The sequence below is a fragment of the Micromonospora sp. WMMA1949 genome, assembly GCF_027460145.1.
Lineage (GTDB): Bacteria > Actinomycetota > Actinomycetes > Mycobacteriales > Micromonosporaceae > Micromonospora.
Window position 1 is genome coordinate 507,066 of the sequence record NZ_JAPZBG010000001.1, and the last position, 20,646, is coordinate 527,711.

The window sequence follows — 20,646 nt, forward strand, 5'->3', positions numbered from 1 at the left end:
AGGCATAACGTTCAGAAGCTTGTCCTTCCCGAGGGCTGCCGGCCGCGCTCACCCGGCTTGCCGAAAACCCGGTGGACTCGTACAGGCACGTGCGCGACCGTGACCTTCGTGGGCGGCGACGCGGAACGTCGGGTGTGGGCGGCAATGCCGCCCGGCAGCCGCGATGCGTTGGCTGCGCTCCCGGCGGCGGACCTGCGAACGCTGCTTCTCGGCGTCGCCCGGGACCGCGCCGGGGCCGTCCGTCCGGCGCAGGTGCTGCGGCGCTGGAATGAGGACCGCTTCGTCCGGCCGTCCGCTGCCGACCCGCGTGTGCTGTCCCGCTTGGAGGGTCGGATCTGGGCGCTGTTGCCGCCGGATGCGGCAGGGGTGGAGTTGTCGCCGGTGGCGCCACTCGGCACCTGCGCCGCCGTCGCACCGGTCAGCCAGCACCGGATCGTCTCCACGATGCGCGGCACGGAGGTGGTCAGCGACCCGACGAACGCCTTGGCGGTGGAGGCAGCGGCGCGCCGCAGCCAGGCCGACGAGGTGCACCTGGCCGCGATGCACCGGGTGCTGCGGGCACAGGACTTCGGTCCTGACGCGTCCACCCACTTCCGGCTCTGCGCGCTGGTCTCCACCACACGGGACACCGGTTCGGGGCGCACCGAGGCCCGACTGCTTCTGCGGCATCTCACCTTCTGGCGCACCGTGCTGACCGAGCTGGCTCCGGCGGCCGCACCGCGGTTGCACGTCACGGCCCTGGACCCGATCGTCGGCGAACGGCTCCACGACACCGTCCGGCCCGCGTTCGGCGACAGCCTTGTTCCCCTGCACGACGAGCCGGAGCGAAAACGCGGTCGCGGCTACTACCGGGGCGCCGCGCTGCGCGTCTCGCTGCACGACGACAAGCGGGATGTCGGTGACGGCGGCTTCACCGACTGGACCGCCCGACTGCTCGGCGACGCCAAGGAGCGCTGCCTGATCTCCTGCCTGGCGACCGAACGCCTCGCCGACTTGACACCTTGGTCCGACGGACGCTGAACGGCGCGCTCACCGGAGCGCGGGGATTGATCCGCGGGGTGAGCGGCATCGCTTTGTCCAGGGCACCGCGACAGCCGACCCGCGCCTAGCGTCGACCTCATGGCCCCGGCCGGACCCCGCTGATGGGCCGGCCGGGCGCTCTACCTGGCCCGGAACGTGGGACTGGCTCGTACGCGACGGACGGGGTGGCGATCAACCGGAACGTGGCACTGCCCCGATGCCCGGTCGACGGTCAACCGCTCAGTCGGGTAGGCGTGCGGGGACGGGGCGGCGCATCGCGATCCGCTCGGCCGGGTCGAGGCCCAGCGCCGCCTCGGCGGCCAGCAGCTCGATCAGGCCGGGCGTCAACTCCGCGCCGCTCAGCTCGCGGAATCCGCACCGCACGTAGTAGGGCCCGTTCCACGGCACCGAGCGGAACGTGGTCAGCGTCAACGCCGGCAACCCCTGCGACGACGCCCACACCGCCACCCGGTCGAGCAGACGCCGCCCGATGCCACGGCGGGCGTACGCCGGATCGACGCTGAGCTGCTGCACGTGCGCCGCGCCGTCGACCAGATCGGCGAGCACGAACGCGATCGGCCGGTCGGCCGGGTCGGTCGCCACCCACAGCCGGCCGGCGCGCTGCCCGGCGGCCAGCGCCTCCACCGGCAGCGGCGGCATGTCGGCCACCAGGGTCATGCCGATCTCCCGGAACGGGGTGCCGGAAGCCACCTCGATCCGCTGCACCTCGGTCAGTTCCTCGGCCCTGGCGATCCTGCTGCGCTCCACGGCGCCGACCCTGGCAGAGCGGGGACTGGCAGGCGAGCGGATTTCCCGCACCGCGCTCGCTCCGGATGTTTCGGCGGTGACCGGCGGCGGCGACGCCCGGCGGGCTCGCGGTGTGACAGGCGTCGCCCCCCGCGGGGCTCCGGGCCAGCCGGAACAGTCCTAGCGTCGACCCCATGGCCCCCGCCGGACCCCGCTGATGGGACGCGTCTCGCCGCTCCCGCCGCCCGGGCCGCTACGCACCCTCGCGTACGCCACGCTGGTCAACACGGTCGGCGCGGGCCTGTGGCTGGCGGGCGGGGCGCTCTACCTGACCCGGGACGTGGGCCTCTCCGCCACCTCGGTGGGCGCCGGGCTCACCGTCGCCGGGCTGGTCGGGCTGAGCGCGAGCGTGCCGCTGGGCGCGCTGGCCGACAGGTGGGATCCGCGTACGCTCCGGGCCGTCCTCCAGGTGGGCCAGGCGGTCGCCGCGCTCGCGTACCTGCTGGTCGGCTCGTTCCCGGCGTTCCTGGCGGTGGCGGTGCCGGAGGCGCTGCTCGCGGCCGGCAACCTGGCGGTACGGGCGGCGCTCGTCGCGGCGGTGGGCGGCCCGGACGGCCGGGTGCACGCCTTCGCCACGCTGCGCGCGGTGGCGAACCTGGGCATCACCGTCGGTACCGCGCTGGCCGGAATCGCGCTCGCGGTGGACACGCACCGGGCGTACCAGGTGCTCGTGGTCGGCAACGCGGCCACCTACCTGCTCTCGGCGGCACTGCTGCTGCGCCTGCCGCCGCAGCCGGCCGCCGACGCGCGCCGGGCCACGGCGGCGAGGCCGGCACCCGACGCGGAGACGACGCCCGGAACGATGACGACCGGCGGCGGCACCCGACGCGGACCGGGCGCGCGGCGGCGCGGCGGACCGCTGCGGGACGGACGGTTCCTCGCGGTGAGCGGCGCGTCGGCGGTGCTGAGCACGCACGTGACGGTGCTCGTGCTCGTCGTGCCGCTGTGGACGGTGGACCGCGCCGGCGCGCCGCCGCCCGTGGTGTCGGCGGTGCTGCTCGCCAACACGGTCCTCACCGTGCTGCTCGCGGTCCGGCTGAGCCGGGGCGCGGAGCGGGCCGCGCCGGCCGCCCGGAAGCTGCGCCGGGCCGGGCTGGTGCTCGCCGCGGCGACACCCCTGTACGCCGTGACCGGCGTCCTGCCGGTGCTCCCGGCGGTCGTCCTGCTGCTCGTGGCCACGGCGGTGTGGACGGTGGGCGACCTGTGGCACGGCGCGGCCGGCGCGGGCCTCGCCTACGACCTGGCCCCACCCGGGGCGATCGGGGCCTACCAGGGCGCCGACGGCCTGCTCGCCGGGCTGGCCCAGGCGCTCGGCCGGGGCCTGCTCACGCTGCTGGTGCTCGGCGGCGGTCCGGCCGGCTGGCTGGTCCTCGGCGGGGTCTTCGCCTCCGCCGGGCTGGCCGCCCCGGCGCTGGCCCGCCGGGCGATCGCCAACCGGCCGGCGCCGGAGGCCCGGCCCGCCGGGGTGCCCGGGTGAGCGGCGTGTAGCAGCATGGCGGCATGACCGACCAGCAGAGCATCACGATCCGCCCGGGTGGGCCCGGCGACGCCCCGACGCTGCTCCGGCTTCTCGACAGCGCCACCGCCTGGCTGGCCGAACTCGGGCGTACCGACCAGTGGGGCACCGAGCCGGCGTCGATCGACCCGCGCCGCATCGCCCAGGCCGACGCGTGGGCGGCCGGGAACGGCCTGTACCTCGCGGAGATCGACGCGACGGTGGTGGGCGCGCTGGTGCTGGGCGCGGCGACCGAGTACGTGCCGCCGGCCACCGAACCGGAGCTGTACGTGAACCTGCTGGTCACCGACCGGGCGTACGCGGGGTACGGGATCGGGGCGCGGTTGCTGGCGTACGCGGCGGAACTGGCCCGCGACCGCGGCGTCGGCCTGCTGCGGGTCGACTGCTTCCGCAGCCCGGACCGGGCGCTCGTGCGGTTCTACGAGCGCTGCGGGTTCACCGCCACCGAGCCGTTCACGGTGGAGCGGCCGGGCCGCCCGACGTGGACCGGGCAGGTGCTGGAGCGCCGGGTCGGCTGAGTCAGCCGATCTCCTCGTCCACGAAGCACCAGCGCCACGACTCCCCCGGCTGCACCGACCGCATCACCGGGTGCCCGGTGGACTCGAAGTGCTTCGTGGCGTGCTGGTACGGCGACGAGTCGCAGCAGCCCACGTGTCCGCAGTCCAGGCAGGCGCGCAGGTGCACCCAGTCCGGGTTGCCGATCGCCACGCAGTCCGGGCACTCGGTCGTGGTGCCGGGCTCGGCGGTGCCCGCCTCGGCCAGGTGCTGGCAGCTCATTCGACGACCTCCTGTCGCAGCATGGACTCCTCCAGATCCAGATCACGGTAGGCGCGGGTGAGCACCTCCTCCGGGATCTGGCCGGAGTCGCGGGCGGCCCGGAACACCTCCCGCTCCGCGTCGATCATCTCCTGCCGCAGACGCGCGTACGCCTGGGAGGGGGTTTCCCGTTCGGTGCCGCCCAGTCGCTCCCAGGCCAGGTTGGCGCGGGAGGTGGTCAGCCCGCGCAGGCGTTCCACCACCGCCTCCGGCGCGCCCTCGGCCAGCTCGTCGAGGCGTTCCCGGGCGGCCCGGCTGGCCCGCTGCTGCACCCCGGCGGCCGACAGCGCGTCCTGCACCGGGTCGTCCGGCGGCAGCCGCAGCCGCCGCGCCAGCCAGGGCAGCGTGGCGCCCTGCCCGACAAGCGTCGCGACGATCACCGCGAAGGCCAGCCAGATGAGCAGCGCACGCGGGTACGGCGCGTCGTCGGCGAGGGTGAGCGGCAGGCCCAGCGCGGCAGCGAGCGTCACCACGCCCCGCATGCCGGCCCAGCCGATGACGACGGGGAACTGCACCGGCGGCACCGGGTCGCGCCGGCGGATCCGGGGCACGAGGCGGGCCAGGTAGGTGGCCGGGAACACCCAGACGAACCGGGACAGGAAGACGGCGGCCAGCACCCCGGCGGTGATCGCGGCCAGCGAGCCGATCGGCTCGTCGAGGTCGCGGACCACCTCCGGCAGTTGCAGGCCGACCAGCAGGAACACCAGTCCTTCGAGGAGGAACCGGATCAGCCGCCAGAACGCGGTCACCTGCAGCCGGGAGGCCGCCGACAGCAACAACGGCAACTTGTGCCCGATACCGAGGCCGGTCACCACCACAGCGACCACGCCGGAGGCGTGGATCTCCTCGGCGGCGAAGACCACGGCGAACGGCACGATCAACGACAGCGCGTTGTCCAGCACCGGGTCGGTGATGCGCTTGTGCAGGTAGCCGAAGACCACCACGCCCAGCAGACCGACCAGGATGCCGCCGCCGGCCGCGACGACCACCTCCCGGGCCACCGCGCCGACGCCGACGCCACCGGTGGTGGCGGTCGCGGCGACGATCGCCACCCGCAGCAGCACCAGCGCGGTGGCGTCGTTGACCAGGCTCTCGCCCTCCAGGATGGTGACGACCCGCCGGGGCAGGCCGACCCGCCGGGCCACCGCGGTGGCGGCGACCGCGTCCGGCGGCGCCACCACCGCGCCGAGCGCCAGGCAGATCGCGTACGGCAGTCCGGGCAGGAACCAGTGCACGACGGTGCCCACCACGAACGCGGTGAAGATGACCAGCCCGACGGCGAGCAGCAGGATCGGCCGCAGGTTGAGCCGGAACGCCGGCACCGACGTCTCCAACGCCGCCACGTAGAGCAGCGGCGGCAGGATGCCCACCAGCACCAGGTCCGGGTCCAGCCGCACGTGCGGGAAGAACGGCAGGAACGACAACGCGAGGCCGAGCACCACCAGCAGGATCGGCGCCAGCAGGCCGAGCCGGCGGGCCAGCGCCGCACCGAAGGTCGCGATGGCCAGGAAGACCACGACCTCGAACAGAGCATCCACGAACGACGAGCCTATGTGCCGCGGCGCCGATGTGTGATCAGGCGGCGGAGCGCAGCTTCGGCAGCACCTCGGCGCCGAACGTGTCGATGAAGGCGCGCTGCTCCTGCCCGACGTGGTGCAGCGCGATCTGGTCGAAGCCCAGCGCCACGTACTCCTCCAGCCAGCCGATGTGCCGTCCCAGGTCGGCGGAGACGTTCACCGTCTCGGCGACCTTCGACATCGGCACGTCGGCGCTCGCCACGTCGAAGTGCTCGGGGGTTTCCAGATCCCAGCAGACCGGCGGCGCGAACACGTTGCTGCGCCACTGCTCGTACGCGATCGCCTCGGCCTGGTCCTGCTCGGGCGCCCAGCTCACGTGCACCTGCAGGTGCAGCGGGCCGCGTCCGCCCGCGTCCCGATAGGCGTCGATCATCTGCCGCAGGTGCTCGACCGGCGCGTTGACGGTGATCAGTCCGTCCGCCCACTCGGCGCACCAGCGCGCGGTGGCGACGCTCACCGCGGCGCCGACCAGCGCGGGCGGCTCCTCCGGCCGGGTCCACAGCTTCGCCCGGTCCACTGTGACGAGGCCGTCGTGGCTGACCTCCTCGCCGGCGAGCAGCGCCCGGATCACGTCGACGCACTCGCGCAGGCGGGCGCTGCGGACGTCCTTGCGGGGCCAGACCTCGCCGGTGATGTGCTCGTTCGCGGCCTCACCGGTGCCCAGCGCGGCCCAGAATCGTCCCGGGTACATGGCGCCGAGCGTGCCGATGGCCTGCGCGATGATCGCCGGGTGGTAGCGCTGGCCGGGCGCGTTCACCACGCCGAAGGACAGGTTCGTGGCCTGGAGCGCGGCGCCGAGCCAGGACCAGGCGAACCCGGACTGGCCCTGCCGCTCGCTCCACGGCGAGAAGTGGTCGGAGCACATGGCCGCGTCGAAGCCCGCGCGCTCGGCGTGGATCACCGCCTCCAGCAGCCGGGCCGGGTGGATCTGCTCGTGGGATGCGTGGAAGCCGAACGCCGTCATGGTGGGCACTCCTACCCACCACGGGGGAGATGTAAGCAGGGGCCCCTTCTTGACGCCTCCGGTAGAGGAAGGGGCCCCTGTTAACACCTCACTCGGAGTGCGCCCCGGCGCCCGCGCCGGCCTGGCCCTCGCCGATCCACACGGTCTTGGTGTTGCAGAACTCGCGCATCCCGGCGGCGGACAGCTCGCGGCCGTACCCGGAGTTCTTCACACCGCCGAACGGCAGCTCCGGGTAGGACGTGGTCATGCCGTTGATGAAGACGTTGCCGGCGTCCAGGTCGACGGCGAAGCGCTCCTGCTCGGCCGGGTCGTTGGTCCAGGCGTTGGAGCCGAGGCCGAAGCTGGTGCCGTTGGCGACAGCGATCGCCTCGTCGTACGAGCCGACCCGGTAGAGCCCGGCGACAGGCCCGAACACCTCCTCGCTCCACATCCGCATCTCCGGGCGCAGGTCGGTGACCACCGTCGGCGGGTAGTACCAGCCGTCCCCGGCCGGCTTCTCGCCGCCGCAGAGCACCGTCGCGCCCTGGTCCACCGCGTCGGTGACCTGGGCGTGCACCTCGTCGCGGCCGCGTTCGCTGGCCAGCGGGCCGACGTCGGTGCCGTCGTCCATCGGGTCGCCGACGCGCAGCGCCGCCATCCGGGCGGCGAACTTCTCGGCGAACGCGTCGAAGACGTCGGTGTGCACGATGAACCGCTTCGCGGCGATGCAGGACTGCCCGTTGTTCTGGCAGCGGGCGGTGGTGGCGACCTCGGCGGCGGTGTCCAGGTCGGCCGAGGGCATCACCACGAACGGGTCGCTGCCGCCCAGTTCCAGCACCGTCTTCTTGATCTCCCGGCCGGCGATCTGGGCGATGGACCGACCGGCCGGCTCGCTGCCGGTGAGGGTCGCGGCGCGAACGCGGGGGTCGCTGAGGATCCGGTCGACCGCGTCGGAGCCGACCAGCAGCGTGGTGAACGCGCCCTCTCCGAAACCGGCCCGGCGGAACAGGTCCTCCAGGTAGAGCGCGGTCTGCGGCACGTTGGAGGCGTGCTTGAGCAGGCCGGTGTTGCCCGCCATCAGGGCCGGGGCGGCGAACCGCATCACCTGCCACAGCGGGAAGTTCCACGGCATCACCGCCAGCACCGGGCCGATCGGCTGGTAGCGCACGTACGCCCGCTTCGCCTTGACCGCGGCGGCGTCGGCCGGCTCGTCGGCGAGCATCCGGGGCGCGTTCTCGGCGTAGAAGCGGCAGGCGGTGGCGCACTTGGTGACCTCCGCCTTCGCGGCGGCGTACGTCTTGCCCATCTCGGTGGTCATCAGCCGGGCCGTCTCGTCGCGCTCGGCGTCGAGCAGGTCGGCGGCGGCGGTGAGCCAGCGGGCCCGCTGCGCGATGGTGGTGTCGCGCAACTGCCGGAAGGCGAGGTCGGCCCGCTCGATCGCGGCGTCGATCTGCTCGTCCGACATCGCCTCGTACGTCTTGAGCACCTGTCCGGTGGCGGGATTGGTGGTGGCGATGGGCATCTCGTACTCCTGTCACTCGAACAGCGAGTGCCGCACGCCCGGTTCCTCCCGGCGGCGCGCGGCGCGGCGGCGCTGGATCACGACCAGGTCGACCACCGCCACCACGGCGAGCAGCGCGCAGACGACACCCAGCCAGGCGATGCCGGCGGCGAACGCGAGCACCGCGAAGACGGTCATCACGACCAGACCGAACGTGGCGAGCGCGAGCCGCAGGTTCAGCGCGCTGTTCGCGTGGCCGACCGTGCCACGGGCGCGACGGGGCTGTGATCGGGTCATTCCTGGGGCCTACCCCGGCACGGGCGGGGATAACCGGTCGGCGCGGGAACGCCGGTGATCCGGGACACCCGGCGGGCGGTCGCCGGATGCGGCCGGCGGGCGGGTGCGTTACTTCGGGGTGCCGGTTCCGGCGGAGATCCCGCGGGCCGGTGGAGAGGATGGCATGACCACGACGCAGGCCGTACCCGTGACCGTCGCCGTGTCCCGGCGCGCCGACCCGGCGCGTACCGACGAGGTGGTGGCGTGGATGCGGGCCGGGACGGCGCTCGCGGAGAGCTTCCCCGGCTTCCTCGGCGCCGGTTTCGTCCGCAGCGCCCCCGGCTCGGGCGAGTGGCACGTGATGTACCGCTTCGCCGACGCGGACACGCTGCGCGGCTGGGAGGACTCGCCGCAGCGGCGCTGGTGGCTCAGCTCGGCGCAGGGCATCGTCGAGCACACCCGGGTGGAGCGGCGCACCGGCATCGAGGGCTGGTTCGACCCGCCGGTGGACCACGTGGTCGAGACGTTCGGCGAGCCGGAGCCGGCCGCGCCGCCGCGCTGGAAGCAGGCGGTCACGATCTGGCTGGCGTTCTTCCCGCTCAGCCTGGCCGCCACGCTGCTGACCACCCGGTTCCTCGCCGGCGTGCCGCTGGCCGGGCGGACGCTGCTGATGACGCTCGTGCTCACCCCGCTGATGACCTACCTGGTGCTGCCCCGGATCACCCGGTTGCTGCACCGGTGGCTGCACGGCCGGCCCGCGCCGACACGACAGATGTGAACGACGGTGGTCGATGCCCGATAGCCGACAGAACCGCCGCCGGAGCCCCGCCGGGGCATAGGGTCGACGCGCCCGTTGCCGCCGCCGGACGGGGGACCGATGAGACGCTGGATCACCGCACTGGCCTGCCTGGCGGCGCTCGTCGCGCTGGCCTGTGACGGCTCCGGCGACGCGTCGCCCCGGCCCTCCGGCACGCCGCGCCCCGGCGAGCCCGGGGTGCTGGTCGCGCTGGGCGACTCGGTCACCACCGGCTACGGCTCCTGCCTGGTGCTGGTGAGCTGCGAACGCCACTCCTGGTCGACCGGGGACGGCCTGCGGGTGAAGAGCCTCTACCGGCGGCTGCGCGCCGACGCGCCGGGGCTGCGGGCGTACAACCGGGCCGCGCCGGGAGCCCGCGCGGCCGCGCTGACCGGCCAGGCCCGGTCGGCGGTACGCGACAAGGCCGACCTGGTCACCGTGCTGATCGGAGCGAACGACGCCTGCCGGGGCGACGTCGACGACATGACACCCGTCGCCACCTTCCGCGACCAGGTCGACGCGGCGCTGGGCGTGCTGCGCGAGGGCCGCCCCAAGGCCCGGGTGCTGGTGGTCAGCATCCCGGACCTGTACCGGCTCTGGCAGATCGGGCACACCGAGCCCCGCGCCGTGCGGGCCTGGTCGCGGGGCGTCTGCCCGTCGCTGCTCGCAGGCGCCACGTCGAGAGCGCCCGCCGCGGAGGCCCGCCGGGCCCGTTTGAAGGACCGGATCGAGGCGTACGACGGGCAACTGCGCGCCGCCTGCCGGGCCTACGGGTCACGCTGCCGGTGGGACGGCGGCGCGGTGCACCGCCACCGCTTCACGCTGGACCAGGTCAACGCGCTGGACTGGTTCCACCCGAACGCGGCCGGGCAGAGCCGGCTGGCGGAGGTGGCCTGGAACGCCTCCGGCTGGTCAGGGCTGACGCGGGCCCGGTAGCTGCTGCGGGCCGGCGGCGCGGTAGAGGGCGCGCGTACGGTCGGCCAGTTCCTTCGTGGCCGACGAGTTGGCCCAGGTGCCGAGCACGATCGCGGCACCCGGTACGACCTTGGCGAACATCCGCTTGGCGGCGCGCACCCCGGCCATCCTCGCCAGCCGGACGCCGAGCTGGAGCATCACCCGGCCCAGCGCGCGGTCACCGGCGGCGCCGAACAACGCCCCGGCCCGCTCCCGGCCGGCGGCGACCCCCAGCGCGAGGCGGGCGGTCGTGGCGGCCTTGTGCACCCGCTGGAGCACCAGCAGGTCGGTGGCCCGGTCGGGGTGCGCCGGGTCGGCGCCGTAGGCGGCCGCGACGTGCAGCACCAGCCGGGCCTGGGTCCAGGCCAGCACGCCCACGTCGATCACCGCGCCGGGCAGCCCGGCCGCGCCGGACACCGCACCGGAGAGCCGGGCGTGGTTGACGAACTTGCGGACCGCCTGGTCGGCGAGCTGCTCCGGTGGCACGCCCGGCCGCAGCGCGCGCTCCCGGGCGGCCCACTGGGCGGCTTCCGGGCCGAGCCGGCGTACCGCCTCCAGGGCCAGGTGCTCCGGCGCGTACTGCGGGTCCTCCCGCATCCGGTCCCACAGCTTGGCCGGTGGCGCCTCGGGCACCTCCACCGGCGGGACGGGGGCGGTGGGGACGGCGTTGGGCTCCCCGTCGACGGGGGCGGGGTCGGTCACGAAGGGCTCCGGAGGGCTCGTGCGGCGGGGGTGACGCGGGTCAGCGCCGGCGCGACTGCAGCCGGGTCGCGATCTGCCGCAGCCGGGCCTGGTTCTCCGGCTTCGACATCTCACGCCGGCCGCGATCGACCAGCTGCTGGCCCCGCGGCGATCGCAGGAAGGCGGTGATCCGTTGCATCAGCGACATGAGGGTCCTCCCGTCCCGCGGTCCCCTTCATGTGTACCTGGGACCGGCAAGCCCTCTGATACCCGAATCGGTCCTTCGGCAACCACCCGTCCGGGTCAGCCCAGGATCTCGGCCACCACTTCGCCGGCCCGCCACTCGTGCTGGGCGTACGCGTCCGGGAACGCCGAGATCTGCACCGCCTGGGCGGCCACCGAGAGCGGCAGGTCCTGCCAGCCGGGGATCTCGGCCAGCGCGGACAGGAACGCCTTCGTCGCGTACTCGGGGTCCATGAGCTGCTCGACGGTGCCCCAGCCGCTGCTCGGACGCTGCTGGAACAACCCGACCGAGTCGTGGTCCCAGCCGATGGCCTGGTGCGGGTAGCTCTGCGACTCGGGCAGCACGCCGCTGGCGTAGTTGAGCAGGGTGCTCTCCTGCATGGCGGTCGCCACCGCGATGACCAGGGCGCGGCGCGGCATGCCCATCTCCTTGCCGGCCTGCACGATCTTCTTGGCGTTGTTCATCTGGGTACGGTCCAGGCCGGCGACCGGGACGATCTGCCGGACGGTCTTCTTCGGCTTGGGCTTCGTGGTCGCCTTCGGGCTCGCCGTCGCGGACGGGGTGGCGCTGGGGGTGGCGGGGGCGGTGCTCGGCCGGGCCATGGCCCGGGAGGCCGGGTCGACCGCCGCGCGCTCGGCGACCTCCGCCGAGGGCGCCGGGTCGGCGGCGCGGTCCGGGGCGCCGAAGCCGGCCTGGCTGACGCCGACCAGGCCCAGGCAGCAGGCGGCGCCGGTGGCGACCGCCAGCTTCGTCCGGCCGGGCCGGGGGTTCGTGGGTGCCCAGAAACGGGTACGCCGGACCAGTCCCCGGAGTGTGGTCAACCGGTTGGTGGAGGGGGTATCGTCCGAACGGTCAGCCGGGCGGCCGGAGCCGAACGGGTCGTCGAGGTTGCCGTCGTTACGCATCCGACGAGGCTAGGCAGGGCAAACCGGGATCACCCAGGCCCAAAGGGTGGCCCTCGCCACACTCTGGCTGTCGCAATCCGGGCATCGCACCACAGCCCGTCGCAGTGCGCGGCAGACCTCGGGAACCGGGCCAATCACCCGTGCGCCCGGGTCGACCACGAGGCGGGCACGAACCTCGCAGAGCTCCCGGTCCCGCCCGATGATCGACTAACTCGTCCGTTCGGACGATCCGGATATGGGTCGCCGGACCGGGGCGTAGCCGAATCGTGATCATCATCCGGGCATCGGATGTGCCGTAACGGAATGGACCACCCGCCCCGGTACGTTGGCCGAATCGGGGAGGCCGCACGCTCGGCGCTCCCCCGTACGCGTCGACAGGGAGGACCCCACCGGTGCTCGATCCACACGAGCTCTACGAACTCACCGACGAGCTGCCCGAGCTCGGCCAGCCGGTGCTGATCCAGGCGCTCACCGGCTTCGTCGACGCCGGAAACGCCACCCGGCTGGCCCGGGAACAGCTGCTCACCTCGCTCGACGCCCGGGTGATCGCCCGCTTCGACGTGGACCAGGTCTTCGACTACCGCTCCCGCCGCCCGGTGATGACGTTCGTCGAGGACCACTGGGAGTCCTACGACGCCCCGGCGCTGGAGCTGCACCTGCTGCGCGACGACGACGAGACCCCGTTCCTGCTGCTCACCGGCCCCGAGCCGGACCTGCAGTGGGAGCGTTTCGTGGCCGCCGTCGCCGGGCTCTGCGCCCGACTCGACGTCCGGCTCACCGTCGGGCTCAACTCGATCCCGATGGCGGTGCCGCACACCCGGCCCAGCGGCGTCACCGCGCACGCCACCCGCAAGGAACTGATCGCCGGACACGAGCCGTGGTTGCAGAAGGTGCAGGTGCCGGCCGGCGTCGGCCACCTGCTGGAGTACCGCCTCGGCGAGCAGGGGCGCGACGCCCTCGGCTTCGCCGCGCACGTGCCGCACTACGTGGCCCAGGCCGAGTACCCGGCCGCCGCCGAGGCGCTGCTGTCCGCCGTGTCCCGCAGCACCGGCCTGCTGCTGCCCGTCGAGACGCTGCGCACCGCCGCCGAGGCGGTCCGGGTGGAGATCGACCGCCAGGTCACCCAGACCGAGGAGGCGGCGACGCTGGTCCAGGCGCTGGAGGAGCAGTACGACGCGTTCGCCCGTGGCCGGGGCGAGAAGAACCTGCTCGCCGGCGAGACCGGGCCGCTGCCCACCGCCGACGAACTCGGCGCCGAGCTGGAACGCTTCCTCGCCGAGCAGACGCGCCCCGGCGACACCCCGGAGCGCTGACCGGGCGGGGCGGGCGGGGATGCGGCAGGCTGGGGGCATGCGCCTGGCGACCTGGAACGTCAACTCGGTGAAGGCCCGCCTGCCCCGGCTGCTCGACTGGCTGGCCACCACGAAGCCCGACGTCGTGTGCCTGCAGGAGACCAAGTGCCCCGACGGGGCGTTCCCGGTCGCCGAGGTGGGCGAGCTGGGCTACGAGGTGGCCAGCCACAGCGACGGGCGGTGGAACGGCGTGGCAGTGCTGTCCCGGGTCGGGCTGGCCGACGTGGCGGTCGGCTTCCCGGGCGAGCCCGGGTTCCCCGAGCCCGAGGCCCGCGCCATCTCGGCCACCTGCGACGGGCTGCGGGTCTGGTCGGTGTACGTGCCGAACGGCCGCGCGCCGGACGACCCGCACTACGCGTACAAGCTGGCCTGGTTCGCGGCGCTGCGCGACGCCCTGGAAGCCGAGGTGGCCGGTCCCCTGCCGGTGGCCGTCTGCGGTGACTTCAACGTCGCGCCCACCGACGCCGACGTCTGGGATCCCGCGCTGTTCGTCACCTCCACGCACGTCACCCCGGCCGAACGGGCCGCCCTGGCCGCGCTGCGCGACCTGGGACTGGAGGACGTGGTGCCGACGCCGATGAAGGGACCGCACCCGTTCACGTACTGGGACTACCGGGCCGGGATGTTCCACCAGAACAAGGGCATGCGGATCGACCTGGTGTACGCGAGCGCGACGTTCGCCCGTGCGGTCCGCTCCGCGTACGTGGACCGGGAGGCCCGCAAGGGCAAGGGCCCCTCCGACCACGCCCCGATCGTGGTGGACGCGGACCTGGTACCGGCCGTCGAGACGTTCTGAGTCCGGGGCTCGTTAGGGTGGACCCATGGCTGTCGTGAAGATCAACGCGATCGACGTCCCGGCCGGTGCCGGCGAGGAACTGGAGAAGCGGTTCGCGGCCCGGGCCGGCGCGGTGGAGAACTCCCCCGGCTTCCTCGGCTTCGAGCTGCTGCGCCCGGTCGCCGGGGACACCCGCTACTTCGTGTACACGCGCTGGGAGAGCGAGGAGGCGTACCAGGCGTGGGCGCAGGGTCCGTCCCGGGCCGCGCACGCCGAGGGCGGCGAACCCCGCAAGCCCGTCGCCACCGGCGCCACCCTGCTGGAGTTCGAGGTGGTCCAGCAGGTCCCCGCCACCCCCTGACAGTGCTCCCCCACCCCGCCGCCCCGCCGGGTCGATCATGAAGTTGGCGGTACAGATTGCCCGCTTCGTCCCCGCCAACCTCATGATCGACGTGGTCAGGGCCGGGGCGCGCGCAGATCTTGGAAGATTTGGGCCCCCATAGGGGCCGTTTCCTACCAAGATCTCCCGCGGTCCCGGCGCTCCGCGTCTCCGCTCGGCGATCATGAAGTTGGCGGGGACGAAGCGGGCAACCTGCGCCGCTAACCTCATGATCGACGTGGTCAGGGCGGGTCGGGCGGGCCGGGTGGGAGCGGTCAGCGAGCGAGGGACGCGAAGACGATCACGTTGTCCTGGTAGCCGGTCCGGCCGCCTACCCACTCGCCGCCGCAGGTGATCAGGCGCAGCTCGGCCGGGCCCGAGTCGCCGTAGACCCGCGCGGCCGGCAGGTTCGCCTTGTCGAAGTACTCGACGCTGTCCACCGTGAACGTCACGACGCTGCGGTCCGCGCGGGTCACCTGGATCTTGGCGCCGGGCTTGAGCGAGCGCAGCCGGTAGAAGACGGCCGGGCCGCTCTTGGTGTCGACGTGGCCCACGATGATCGCCCGGCCCGGGTCGCCGGGCACCGCTCCCCTGTCGTACCAGCCGGTCTGGTCGTGCTCGGTCAACGGCGGTACGTCCACCGAGCCGTCCTTGGCCTGCCCGACCGGGGTGACGGGCGCGTTGACCTTGATGGCCGGCACCGACAGGCGTACCGGCCGGCTCGCGGGCTTCCGGACCGGCGCGGCCGCACTCGCCGGTGCCGCCCCGGCGCCCGACCCGCTCGACCGGCTCGACTCGGTCGACGCGTCGGCGAAGTCGAACGGCCCGGCCGTGCGGCCGAGCCCGGCGCCGGTGGCGAACACACCGACCAGCACCAGCACCACTGCCAGCGGCTTCGACCAGGAGCCCCGGCCCCGATCCCCCCTGCCCGGCGACGCCGGTGGCGGCTCGACCGGCGGCGGCCCGGCAGGCCGTGGGCGCAGGGCCGGCGGATCAGCCGACGGCGGGTACCACGGCCGCGACGCGGCGGGCGGCGGCATCCACGGCCGCGCCCCGGAGACCGGCACGGCCGGCGAGCCGGCGGTCGGCCCGCTCCGGCCGGCGGCGGCCGGGTCAGCCCTGGAGGGCCGGGCGGCGTCGGTGGGGGGCGCGGCGGGTGGCGGCAGGGCCAGGAACGACCGGCCGGAGCGCCGGGATCCGGCGGGCGGCGGAACGATGTGCTCGGCCATGGCGGGCCTCAGCGTCCGGCGGCGCCGCGGGCCTGCCGGCGGGACGCGGCCACGCCGAGCCCGGCGCCGACCACTGTGACCGCCAGCCCCACCGGCACCAGCAGGCCACCGAGGTCGGGACCGGCGGTGCCGCCGAAGCCGGTCGCCGGGCCGCGGCTGGGCAGATGACTGGGCCCGTGGCTCGGCTGCCGGGTGGGCTGTCCCTGCTTCACCACCTGGAGCATGGTGGAGGCGGTCTCCCCGCCCGGGCACTCCAGCTTGACCCGGTAGTTGCCCGGCCGGGTGCGCTCGTGGACCATCGGCGAGGCGGTGAGCAGGCCGCGCTGCGGCTGCACCTGGATCTTGCCGAACGCGTCCGAGGTGACGATCGCCGGCACTGTGTTGTTCCGGCAGCTCGCCCGGATGCCGACGAGGTAGCCGGGCGAGACGGTGCCCGGGGTAACCTCCACGAAGATCACGTCGGCCGGGGGCTGTTCCGGCACCGGTTCGGCGGCGCGCGGCGCGGCCTGGACGGACAGCGCGCCGACCAGCGGGGCGGCGCACGCGGCGACCGCGACCAGCAGCGCCTCACGTACCCTGAACGACCCCATGACCCCTCCCGGCGTACGGGATGAATCCTCTCACCCCCGGCCGCACATCACATCCGATCCGGGCTAGGCTCGGCTCGTTGTGACCCTCACCGACCTTCCCGCCACCCGCATCCGCACCTTCCATCCGCGTCGCGGACGGATGAGCGAGCGGCAGCGCGACGCGCTGGACCGGCTCTGGCCCGCGTACGGCCTGGAGATCGCCGCCCTCGACGGGCCGTGCGATCCGACGGCGCTGTTCGGACGACGGGCGCCGCTGGTGCTGGAGATCGGCTCCGGCATGGGCGACGCCACCGCCGCCATGGCGGCGGCCGACCGGGACCGACACTATCTGGCGGTCGAGGTCCATACGCCGGGAATCGCCAACCTGCTCGAGCTGGTCGAACGCCACGGTCTGGACAACGTGCGGGTGGCCGAGGGGGACGCGCTGGACCTGGTCCGGGCCATGCCCGAGGGCTGCCTGGACGCGGTGCACGTCTTCTTCCCCGACCCGTGGCCGAAGACCCGGCACCACAAGCGGCGGATCATCGCGCCGGCGCACGTGGCGCTGCTGCGGTCCCGGCTGGCGCCGGGCGGCACGCTGCACTGCGCGACGGACTGGGCGCAGTACGCCGAGTCGATGCGCGAGACGCTCACCGCCGACCCGGAGCTGGTCGACGTGTACGGCGGCTACGCGCCGCGTCCGGCGCACCGGCCGGTGACGAAGTTCGAACGCCGGGCGCTGACCGCCGGCCGGGAGGTCTTCGACCTGATCCACCGGCGGCGCTGAACCCGGTGCGCTGAGCCCGGCGCGCTGAGCCCGATGCGCTGAAGCCGATGCAGCGAACCCGATGCGTCGAACCCGGTTGGCGCGGCGCGGTCTGATCCAGGCACGATGGGAGCCGCCATGACTCTCACCGCCGCGCTGCCGAAGACCGCCGACCCCGACACCCTCTACGACGCGTTCGCCTCCTGGGCGTCCGAGCGCGGCCTGGACCTCTATCCCCACCAGGAGGAGGCGGTCATCGAGATCGTCTCCGGCGCGAACGTGATCATGAATACGCCGACCGGCTCGGGCAAGAGCCTGGTGGCGATCGCGGCGCACTTCGCCGCGCTGGCCGACGACCGGACGACCTTCTACACCGCGCCGATCAAGGCGTTGGTCTCGGAGAAGTTCTTCGCGCTCTGCGAGGTCTTCGGCGCGGAGAACGTCGGCATGCTCACCGGCGACGCCAGCGTCAACGCGGACGCGCCGATCATCTGCTGCACCGCGGAGATCCTGGCCAACCTGGCGCTGCGCGAGGGCCGCCGCGCCGATGTCGGCCAGGTGATCATGGACGAGTTCCACTTCTACGCCGAGCCGGACCGGGGCTGGGCGTGGCAGGTGCCGCTGATCGAGCTGCCGCAGGCCCAGTTCGTGCTGATGTCGGCCACGCTCGGCGACACCACCCGCTTCGTCGACGACCTGACCCGGCGTACCGGGCGGCCGACCGCCGTCGTCCGCTCGGCCGAGCGGCCGGTCCCGCTCCTCTTCTCGTACGCGACCACGCCGTTGCACGAGACCCTGGAGGAGCTGCTGGAGACCAAGCAGGCCCCGGTGTACGTCGTGCACTTCACCCAGGCCGCCGCGCTGGAACGCGCCCAGGCGCTGATGAGCGTGAACGTCTGCACGCGCGCCGAGAAGGACATGATCGCGCAGGCGATCGGCAACTTCCGGTTCACCTCGGGCTTCGGCAAGACGCTGTCCCGGCTGGTCCGGCACGGCATCGGTGTGCACCACGCGGGCATGCTGCCCAAGTACCGCCGCCTGGTCGAGACGCTCGCCCAGGCCGGCCTGCTCAAGGTCATCTGCGGTACGGACACGCTCGGCGTCGGCATCAACGTGCCGATCCGTACCGTGCTGTTCACCGGCCTGAGCAAGTACGACGGCACCCGCACCCGGCTGCTCAAGGCCCGCGAGTTCCACCAGATCGCCGGCCGCGCCGGACGGGCCGGGTTCGACACGCTGGGCCGGGTCGTGGTGCAGGCCCCCGAGCACGTGATCGAGAACGAGAAGGCGCTCGCGAAGGCCGGCGACGATCCGAAGAAGCGCCGCAAGGTGGTGAAGAAGAAGCCGCCGGAGGGGTCGATCGGCTGGGGCGAGCCGACGTTCCAGCGCCTGGTCGAGGCCGAGCCGGAGCCGCTCACCTCCAGCTTCCAGGTCAGCCACTCGATGCTGCTCAACGTGATCGGCCGCCCCGGCGACGCGTTCGCCTCGATGCGGCACCTGCTCACCGACAACCACGAGGACCCGGCCGCGCAGCGCCGGCACATCCGCCGGGCCATCGCCATCTACCGGGCGCTGCGCGCCGGCGGCGTGGTCGAGGAGCTGCCCGAGCCGGACGAGACGGGCCGCCGGGTACGCCTCACCGTCGACCTCCAGCTCGACTTCGCGCTCAACCAGCCGCTGTCGCCGCTGGCGCTGGCCACCGTCGAGCTGCTCGACCGGGAGTCCCCGTCGTACGCGCTCGACGTGCTCAGCGTGATCGAGTCGATCCTGGACGACCCGCGCCAGGTGCTGTCCGCGCAACAGTTCAAGGCCCGCGGCGAGGCGGTCGCCGCGATGAAGGCCGAGGGCATCGAGTACGAGGCACGCCTCGAACTGCTCGACGACGTGACCTGGCCCAAGCCGCTCGCCGAGCTGCTGGAGTCCGCGTACGAGATGTACCGGCAGGGGCACCCGTGGGTCGCCGACCACCAGCTCTCCCCCAAGTCCGTGGTGCGGGACATGTACGAGCGGGCCATGACGTTCCCGGAGTACGTCCAGTTCTACGGGCTGTCCCGGTCCGAGGGGCTGGTGCTGCGCTACCTCGCCGACGCGTACAAGACGCTGCGCCAGACCGTGCCGGAGGACGCGAAGACCGAGGAGCTGGTCGACCTCATCGAGTGGCTGGGCGAGCTGGTCCGCCAGGTCGACTCCAGCCTGATCGACGAGTGGGAGCGGCTGCGCAACCCGTCGGACGTGGCCGAGGTCGCGGCCTCGCTGGACGACCGGCCGCCGGCGGTCACGCGCAACGCGCGGGCGTTCCGGGTGCTGGTGCGCAACGCGATGTTCCGCCGGGTCGAGCTGGCCGCGCTGCGCCGCTGGGACCTGCTCGGTGAGCTGGACGCCGGTGACGGCTGGAACGCCGACGCCTGGGCCGACGCGCTGGAGCCGTACTTCGAGGCGTACGACTCCATCGGGGTGGGACCGGACGCGCGCGGGCCCGCGCTGCTGATGATCGAGCAGGGCCGCGAGAGGTGGACCGTCCGGCAGATCCTGGACGACCCGGACGGCGACCACGACTGGGGCATCAGCGCCGAGATCGACCTCGCGGCCTCGGACGAGATCGGCGCGGCGGCGGTCCGGATCACCGACGTCGGCCAGCTCTAGGACTACGCGAAAAAGGGCCGCCCGGGATGTCCGGGCGGCCCTTTTCGTACCCTGGGCGATGTCAGGCCTGTCGATTAGAATGTATGTACTAATCGAGCTGCTGACCTGGGAGGATGCTCGTGACTGCGCCCACCTCCGCGACCCCTGTCACCCCCTACGCCACCCTCCTCGGATTCACCCGGTACGTCGACCGCACCGGCCCCACCAAGGCCACCTTCGTCGGCGGTCTGCGCCGGCAACGGGCCAGCCGGCACGGCTTCAACCCGCACGGCCAGTTCGTCAAGGCGCTCAAGGCCGACGTCGCCTTCCACACCGGTGGCACGCACCTGGCGCAGGTCGCCGACCTGGTCAAGCCGCGCTGGCGCCCGCTCTACGAGACGCTCGTGCCGGGCGCGACCCGCTGGCTGCACTCGCTCGGCGAGCCGGCCGGCGTCGACCTGGCGCAGACCCGCGACGCGCTGGCGATGCTGGGTGACCTGCCCGTGAAGATCAACCCGCAATTCGGTGTGCGGTACGCCGACGGCCGGGCCGAGGCGATCCGGCTGCACTTCGACGAGGCGCCGCCGAGCGAGGAGGCGACCCTGGCCACGCTGCACCTGATGGCCCGGCACATGGACGCGGTGCTGCCGCACGCCGAGCCGGTCCTGGTCGACGTGCGGCGAGGCGAGGCGCACCGGATGCCCGCCGACGTCAAGCCCGAGCAGATCGAGCAGTGGCTGGCCGGTGAGGCAGCCGCGTTCCGCGCCATCTGGTCCACCGCCGCCTGACCGACCGATCCGATCCGGCTCACCGCCGCCCCACCGAACGGCCGTCCCGCACCCGGGACGGCCGTTCGGCGTGCTGCGCCCGGGGCGATCGACCGGGCCGGAGCAGCCGCCGCGGCGGGGCGACACCGTC

22 protein-coding genes are annotated in these 20,646 nt (G+C 73.6%); 11 read left to right on the forward strand and 11 right to left on the reverse strand.

Translation table 11 applies throughout. The annotated features are described in order from the left end of the window. The first annotated feature begins 99 nt into the window (after positions 1 to 99). The gene (locus O7607_RS02190) at positions 100 to 1,020 is read left to right on the forward strand and encodes a hypothetical protein (protein ID WP_269700631.1); all 921 of its coding nucleotides are present in this window, start codon (positions 100 to 102) and stop codon (positions 1,018 to 1,020) included. A 240-nt stretch (positions 1,021 to 1,260) separates the two neighbouring features. Here the strand turns inward: O7607_RS02190 and O7607_RS02195 are convergent, their stop codons facing one another. Next, a complete protein-coding gene (locus O7607_RS02195; RefSeq protein WP_231915570.1) occupies positions 1,261 to 1,788 on the reverse strand; it encodes a GNAT family N-acetyltransferase in 528 nt (175 codons plus the stop codon). 196 nt (positions 1,789 to 1,984) lie between these two features. On the opposite strand from O7607_RS02195, the gene O7607_RS02200 reads away from it, so the two are divergent. Further along, complete coding sequence (locus O7607_RS02200) at positions 1,985 to 3,304, forward strand: MFS transporter (RefSeq protein WP_269700632.1); 1,320 nt, start codon at positions 1,985 to 1,987, stop codon at positions 3,302 to 3,304. Between the two features lie 23 nt (positions 3,305 to 3,327). Further along, a complete protein-coding gene (locus tag O7607_RS02205) occupies positions 3,328 to 3,861 on the forward strand; it encodes a GNAT family N-acetyltransferase (protein WP_269700633.1) in 534 nt (177 codons plus the stop codon). Position 3,862: 1 nt separating this feature from the next. Here the strand turns inward: O7607_RS02205 and O7607_RS02210 are convergent, their stop codons facing one another. The 5 genes from O7607_RS02210 to O7607_RS02230 all read right to left on the reverse strand — a co-directional run bounded on the left by O7607_RS02210 (position 3,863) and on the right by O7607_RS02230 (position 8,477). Continuing rightward, entirely contained in the window at positions 3,863 to 4,120 is a 258-nt protein-coding gene (locus tag O7607_RS02210; protein ID WP_135239305.1) for a UBP-type zinc finger domain-containing protein, read from the reverse strand. Then, the gene (locus tag O7607_RS02215) at positions 4,117 to 5,697 is read right to left on the reverse strand and encodes a Na+/H+ antiporter (RefSeq protein ID WP_269700634.1); all 1,581 of its coding nucleotides are present in this window, start codon (positions 5,695 to 5,697) and stop codon (positions 4,117 to 4,119) included. Before O7607_RS02215 ends, O7607_RS02210 begins: the two co-directional genes overlap by 4 nt. A 37-nt stretch (positions 5,698 to 5,734) precedes the next feature. Next, positions 5,735 to 6,700 carry a TIGR03885 family FMN-dependent LLM class oxidoreductase gene (locus tag O7607_RS02220; protein WP_269700636.1) on the reverse strand — a complete coding sequence of 322 codons (966 nt, stop codon included), beginning with the start codon at positions 6,698 to 6,700 and terminating at the stop codon, positions 5,735 to 5,737. An 88-nt stretch (positions 6,701 to 6,788) separates the two neighbouring features. Further along, on the reverse strand, positions 6,789 to 8,201 hold the full coding sequence (locus O7607_RS02225; RefSeq protein ID WP_269700638.1) for an NADP-dependent succinic semialdehyde dehydrogenase: 1,413 nt from the start codon (positions 8,199 to 8,201) through the stop codon (positions 6,789 to 6,791). A gap of 12 nt (positions 8,202 to 8,213) precedes the next feature. Beyond that, on the reverse strand, positions 8,214 to 8,477 hold the full coding sequence (locus O7607_RS02230) for a DUF6343 family protein (RefSeq protein WP_269700639.1): 264 nt from the start codon (positions 8,475 to 8,477) through the stop codon (positions 8,214 to 8,216). Positions 8,478 to 8,640: 163 nt separating this feature from the next. On the opposite strand from O7607_RS02230, the gene O7607_RS02235 reads away from it, so the two are divergent. Further along, the gene (locus O7607_RS02235) at positions 8,641 to 9,234 is read left to right on the forward strand and encodes an antibiotic biosynthesis monooxygenase (RefSeq protein WP_269700641.1); all 594 of its coding nucleotides are present in this window, start codon (positions 8,641 to 8,643) and stop codon (positions 9,232 to 9,234) included. 99 nt (positions 9,235 to 9,333) lie between these two features. Next, complete coding sequence (locus O7607_RS02240; protein ID WP_269700643.1) at positions 9,334 to 10,188, forward strand: GDSL-type esterase/lipase family protein; 855 nt, start codon at positions 9,334 to 9,336, stop codon at positions 10,186 to 10,188. On the opposite strand, the gene O7607_RS02245 is transcribed toward O7607_RS02240, so the two are convergent. From O7607_RS02245 to O7607_RS02255, 3 genes are all read right to left on the reverse strand, one after another. Next, a complete protein-coding gene (locus tag O7607_RS02245) occupies positions 10,165 to 10,908 on the reverse strand; it encodes an EcsC family protein (protein ID WP_269700644.1) in 744 nt (247 codons plus the stop codon). The two genes, O7607_RS02240 and O7607_RS02245, sit on opposite strands and share 24 nt — an antisense overlap. Positions 10,909 to 10,948: 40 nt before the next feature. Further along, positions 10,949 to 11,095 (reverse strand): hypothetical protein, encoded by a 147-nt coding sequence (locus O7607_RS02250; RefSeq protein ID WP_166456378.1) that lies wholly within the window; start codon positions 11,093 to 11,095, stop codon positions 10,949 to 10,951. A 95-nt stretch (positions 11,096 to 11,190) separates the two neighbouring features. Then, positions 11,191 to 12,036 carry a peptidase M23 gene (locus tag O7607_RS02255; RefSeq protein WP_269700645.1) on the reverse strand — a complete coding sequence of 282 codons (846 nt, stop codon included), beginning with the start codon at positions 12,034 to 12,036 and terminating at the stop codon, positions 11,191 to 11,193. Between the two features lie 392 nt (positions 12,037 to 12,428). Here O7607_RS02255 and O7607_RS02260 point away from each other — a divergent pair, with 392 nt between their 5' ends. The 3 genes from O7607_RS02260 to O7607_RS02270 are packed head-to-tail and all read left to right on the forward strand — an operon-like array spanning position 12,429 to position 14,524. Beyond that, positions 12,429 to 13,349, forward strand: a complete 921-nt coding sequence (locus tag O7607_RS02260; protein WP_120570641.1) for a proteasome assembly chaperone family protein — start codon at positions 12,429 to 12,431, stop codon at positions 13,347 to 13,349. A 37-nt stretch (positions 13,350 to 13,386) separates the two neighbouring features. Continuing rightward, on the forward strand, positions 13,387 to 14,184 hold the full coding sequence (locus O7607_RS02265) for an exodeoxyribonuclease III (RefSeq protein ID WP_269700646.1): 798 nt from the start codon (positions 13,387 to 13,389) through the stop codon (positions 14,182 to 14,184). A gap of 25 nt (positions 14,185 to 14,209) precedes the next feature. Then, a complete protein-coding gene (locus O7607_RS02270) occupies positions 14,210 to 14,524 on the forward strand; it encodes an antibiotic biosynthesis monooxygenase family protein (protein ID WP_269700648.1) in 315 nt (104 codons plus the stop codon). A gap of 293 nt (positions 14,525 to 14,817) precedes the next feature. On the opposite strand, the gene O7607_RS02275 is transcribed toward O7607_RS02270, so the two are convergent. Further along, positions 14,818 to 15,582 (reverse strand): class F sortase, encoded by a 765-nt coding sequence (locus O7607_RS02275; RefSeq protein WP_442929514.1) that lies wholly within the window; start codon positions 15,580 to 15,582, stop codon positions 14,818 to 14,820. A 197-nt stretch (positions 15,583 to 15,779) separates the two neighbouring features. Next, positions 15,780 to 16,361: a hypothetical protein gene (locus tag O7607_RS02280; RefSeq protein WP_269700651.1), complete on the reverse strand. Its 582-nt coding sequence runs from the start codon at positions 16,359 to 16,361 to the stop codon at positions 15,780 to 15,782. Between the two features lie 79 nt (positions 16,362 to 16,440). On the opposite strand from O7607_RS02280, the gene trmB reads away from it, so the two are divergent. The 3 genes from trmB to O7607_RS02295 all read left to right on the forward strand — a co-directional run bounded on the left by trmB (position 16,441) and on the right by O7607_RS02295 (position 20,516). Next, positions 16,441 to 17,127 carry a tRNA (guanosine(46)-N7)-methyltransferase TrmB gene (gene trmB, locus O7607_RS02285; RefSeq protein WP_269700652.1) on the forward strand — a complete coding sequence of 229 codons (687 nt, stop codon included), beginning with the start codon at positions 16,441 to 16,443 and terminating at the stop codon, positions 17,125 to 17,127. 117 nt (positions 17,128 to 17,244) lie between these two features. Then, the gene (locus O7607_RS02290) at positions 17,245 to 19,749 is read left to right on the forward strand and encodes a DEAD/DEAH box helicase (protein ID WP_269700654.1); all 2,505 of its coding nucleotides are present in this window, start codon (positions 17,245 to 17,247) and stop codon (positions 19,747 to 19,749) included. A 119-nt stretch (positions 19,750 to 19,868) separates the two neighbouring features. Then, on the forward strand, positions 19,869 to 20,516 hold the full coding sequence (locus O7607_RS02295; protein ID WP_262012281.1) for a hypothetical protein: 648 nt from the start codon (positions 19,869 to 19,871) through the stop codon (positions 20,514 to 20,516). The last annotated feature ends 130 nt before the right edge of the window (positions 20,517 to 20,646 follow it).